Source organism: Lyngbya sp. CCY1209 (assembly GCF_055795065.1).
Genome location: NZ_JAYFER010000221.1, coordinates 1 through 4,175, shown reverse-complemented (window position 1 = coordinate 4,175; position 4,175 = coordinate 1). Strand labels below are relative to the sequence as shown.

4 protein-coding genes are annotated in these 4,175 nt (G+C 58.2%); 3 read left to right on the top strand and 1 reads right to left on the bottom strand.

Translation table 11 applies throughout. The annotated features are described in order from the left end of the window. Positions 1 to 1,039, top strand: a 1,039-nt coding sequence (locus tag AC0QHF_RS04900) for a calcium-binding protein (protein ID WP_324703066.1), incomplete at its 5' end; no start/stop codon positions are given. A 96-nt stretch (positions 1,040 to 1,135) separates the two neighbouring features. On the opposite strand, the gene AC0QHF_RS04895 is transcribed toward AC0QHF_RS04900, so the two are convergent. Next, positions 1,136 to 1,927, bottom strand: coding sequence for a DUF3153 domain-containing protein (locus tag AC0QHF_RS04895; protein ID WP_324703065.1), 792 nt, complete (start codon positions 1,925 to 1,927; stop codon positions 1,136 to 1,138). A 297-nt stretch (positions 1,928 to 2,224) separates the two neighbouring features. Between AC0QHF_RS04895 and AC0QHF_RS04890 the strand changes: the two genes are divergently transcribed. Next, complete coding sequence (locus AC0QHF_RS04890) at positions 2,225 to 3,316, top strand: RuBisCO accumulation factor 1 (RefSeq protein ID WP_324703064.1); 1,092 nt, start codon at positions 2,225 to 2,227, stop codon at positions 3,314 to 3,316. Positions 3,317 to 3,369: 53 nt separating this feature from the next. Beyond that, positions 3,370 to 4,053 (top strand): class I SAM-dependent methyltransferase, encoded by a 684-nt coding sequence (locus AC0QHF_RS04885; protein ID WP_324703063.1) that lies wholly within the window; start codon positions 3,370 to 3,372, stop codon positions 4,051 to 4,053. Positions 4,054 to 4,175 lie beyond the last annotated feature (122 nt).

The window sequence follows — 4,175 nt, the reverse complement described above, 5'->3', positions numbered from 1 at the left end:
AGCTGACTCGCCGAAAGAGAAAGTCTGGATAGTGATATTCAGAATCCCCGTCACTTTAGTGCGGGGAGTACGTCAAGACCCCACCGATTCTATCAGCACGATCGCATTTCCGCCGATTGTCCCCGGCAATACTAGCCCTTCTGTGGCCGAACCCACTCCGGAAGCTGACAACCTGACGGGAACCCCAGAAGCCGACGAACTGTTCGCTTTGGCGGGCAACGATAACGTCAATTTGGGCCTCGGGAACGACGAAGCCAACGGCAACGAAGGCAACGATGTCATCGATGCGGGGGCGGGTAACGATATCGTTCAAGGTGGCAAGGATGATGACCAAATCCTCGGCGGTGCCGACGATGACGAACTGTTCGGCAACCAAGGAAATGACGCCGTTTCCGGTGACGAGGGGGACGACTGGCTCAATGGCAACCAAGGAAACGACGTTCTCGACGGCGCCGACGGCAATGATGAGGTTTACGGTGGCCAGGGGGATGACCAGGCCAAAGGTGGCGAGGGCGACGATATCGTTTTCGGTGGCCAGGGGTCTGACCTGATGGAGGGTAACGAGGGCAATGATGTCCTCTATGGCAACCAAGAGGCGGATACGATTTCCGGTAATGCCGGTAATGATACAGTCTATGGCGGTCAAGGGGATGACATCCTCGACGGTGGCGAGGGTTCCGACGTGCTCTCGGGTGATGAGGGCAACGACATCCTCGACGGCGGGGAAGGCGACGACCAACTCGACGGCGGCAATGGGGATGATATCCTCGTCGGGGCACAAGGTGCCGACCTGCTGACCGGGGGGAATGGGAGCGATCGCTTCGTCCTCGTCCCTGGTTACGGCCCGGATACCATTACCGATTTTACCAGTGGTGAGGATATTATTGTCCTCGACGGCGGCATGAGTTTCGAGCAACTCACCATCACTTCCGTCAACGGCCAGACTCAGATTGCTTTGGGTTCTGATGTTCTGGCGGAATTGGTGGGCGTGGATGCCGGGATTATCGGTGCGGATGATTTTAGTACGTCTGTGTTCTAAAGTCGGTTAATTTTTCAGTGTAAAATGCGATCGCTCCGACCGTTTCAATCGTGGGGGGCGATCGCTTTTTGTCGGTCAAAAATTATCCCGATACCACTACCCTTCCTCAACGGCCGTCACCCCGGCGTTTTGGGGGCTAGAAGGCGTCAAAAACCGAGATTTTAGCAAAAAGCCCAGATAGACAAAACCGGCGATCGCGGCCGCACCGATACCGATGGGGCTCGGAACCCAAAAAACCGCTTCCAGGCGGTTAATTTCCCCGGGTTTGAGGGTCCAGACGAGGACTTTTCCATTGTCGCGGGTGGCGACGGATTCCCCTTCCACGGCTGTCTCCGGGACGATCGCCCGTCCCCCCCAGGGGGTGGCGAGGGTGAATTCAAACTCCAGCAGGTTTCCCGTCCCGACGATCGCATTTTCATCGGTGGAAATCAAAGCGAGCGATCGCAAATCCAATTCCAAACTCAGGTGGTTGCGGAGGGCGAAAATTAAGTTATTTTGCGTCAACCCCAAGTCCGAAGAAAACTGGGGCAATTCCCCTTCCGGGAGGTCGAGTTTTTGCCGGGAAGAGGGGGCGATGGGGTTGAAAAATGCGGTGAATTTGTTTTGCAAATCCGCCCCGTTGTAAAATGGGATGGTGACTTCGATCTCCCGTTCCGACAGCCGTCTAGCCTTGCCGTTGAGGGGTTTTGCGCGACGGTTGAGACTCGGCAACCACTCCTTCGCCACATCCTGCCCGAAACGGGTCATCTGTTCCCCGAGTATGATGTGCCCGACGATTTGTCCGTGGGTCTGATCCCTGAACTCGATCCCCACCTGCGATCGCACGCATCCCCCGAGGAGGAGGGAAACCATGCCGACGACAATCAAAACTCGCAATTTTTTCAGCATTCAACCTTGCCTGACCACGACATCGGAGGCCGCCGCACTCGCGCAAAGACCGCCACCCCCGCCGCTTTCGATCAAAACCGATCACCGCACCGTTGTCAATTCGCCCAAATGGGGAGAGCGGCGATCGCAATCTTTTGATAATTGATAATTGATAATTGATAATTGATCATGTCAGTTCTTCCCGACCCCCTCCATTCTGGGGAGTCGGGACTCGGGAGTCGGGAATAAGGAATAATATACAGGGACGGAGGCTTCCTCCGCTTCCCATCCCCAATCAACGTTCTCATCGGAATCAATATGGCTCGAACACCTCAAAACCCGAATTTTTCCCCCCAACCCGCCGAAGGCGCTCCCGATACGGAAGCCCTGGTGGGGATGCTGCGTCGCAAGGAGGGCTCCTGGGTGGAGTGGGGGCAAGGCTGCGCCGCCCTGCAAAAATCCGGCTACAATTCCCAGCAGATCTTCGAGGAAACCGGGTTTGAACCCATCCAGCAAAATCAGGTGATCGTCGCCGCCCAGGTGTACGCTTCGATGGACAAGGGCGGGGCATCGGAGGCCGTGAAATCCCACTTCTGGCAAAAAGGCAGCGATATCCTCTACGAACTCCGCATCCTCACCCAACCCCAGCGCATCGACGCCGCCCAATTGATCCTCGACAATCATTTAGACGCGGACGAGGCGAAAATCGTCGCCCGGGCGATCAAAGATTTTTCCCGGCTGGGTTCGGTTCCCGAGGGATTTTCCCGGGACCCGGGGGATGTCGTCGCCTGCCAGTGCTGGAAACTGGCCCGCCAAAATAACGACCTCCAGGAGCGATCGCGCCTCATCGCCCGGGGCCTCAAATTTGCCACTTCCCCCGGCGCCCGCACCCGACTCGAACAACTCCTCACCGATTTTACCGTCGTCTCCCAAAAACCGGCACCCCGCCTCCCCGTGTACCGCCTCGAAGCCCAGGAAGACCTCCCCTGCATCCTCCCCGTGGTGGGCCGATTTCCCCTCGCCGTCGAGGATCTCAAAGCCGTCCCCTTAACCGAAGCCGCCGAACCCTTCCGGATTGTGCAGTTTTCCGGACTCGGTGCCTGGGTTCCCCTCCCCGGGTGGCAGGTGATCCTCGCCTCAGAAGATCCGGTAGCGATTTTGTGTCGGAGCGATCGCCTGCCGAGTCCCCTCCCGGGTGCGGTTGAAGAGGTTCTGGTGGTCGTCGATCGCGCCGGGAGAATTTGGGAAGGCGACAGCTATTTTCTGGTGGAAGAAAACGGCCAACTCGAATTGCGGTGGTTTGAAAACGAACCGGAAGAAACCCTCCTGGGCCGGGTGGTTTTGATCCTGCGTCCGAAACGCATCGTCGATGAAAATCAGATGACCGACGTGTGGCAAATTGAGGAGTAGGGAATCGGGAGTCGGACCATAATAGAAGTTGTCGCAATTTTGAGAAATCCCCCATGTCCCATTCCCCCCTCGCCAACCTCCAAAAGCGCTTTTTTGCCTGGGGGATGGCCCGCGCAAATACCGGCACCCGCTCGGTGAAGCTCGACGCCTGCCATACCCACGACAACCTGGGCGAGTTGAAACAAACCTTATTCGGCCGAGTGCACGGCACCGTCCTCGAAATCGGCCCCGGTGCGGGGGCGAACTTCGCCCATTTTCCCCCGGATATCCGCTGGATCGGCATCGAACCGAACCCCCATATGCACGGCTATTTGAAAGAAGAAGCCGATCGCCGGGGATTCGGGGCGATCGCACTGTACGAAGGCGGGGCCGAACGCATACCCCTGGACGATGCCAGCGTCGATTGTGTCGTGGGCACCCACGTTTTCTGCTCGGTGGACGACCCCCAACAGAGCCTGCGGGAAATTTGGCGGGTTCTCAAACCCGGAGGCGAGTTGATCTTCCTGGAACACGTCGCCGCCGAATCCGGCAGTTGGAACCGGCAGGTACAGGATGCCGTCGCCCCGATTTGGAAGCGGGTGTTCGACAACTGCCACCCCAACCGAGAAACCGAAACGGCCCTGCGAACAGCCGGTTTCGAGATCGCAGAGGGACTGAATTTTCGGCTGAAATTTCCGATCATCGCCCCCCACGCCGCTGGAGTGGCCAAGAAGGCGGGTGTGGGGTGTGGGGTGTAGGGTGTAGGGAGTGGGGAGTCGGGAGTGGGGAGTCGGGAGGGAGCGGGGGGAGCGGTGGGTGAGACATCCAGACCGCTTGGGAATCAATTCCCGAGGGCGCAAGCCAGGGGCCCCAACCCGAT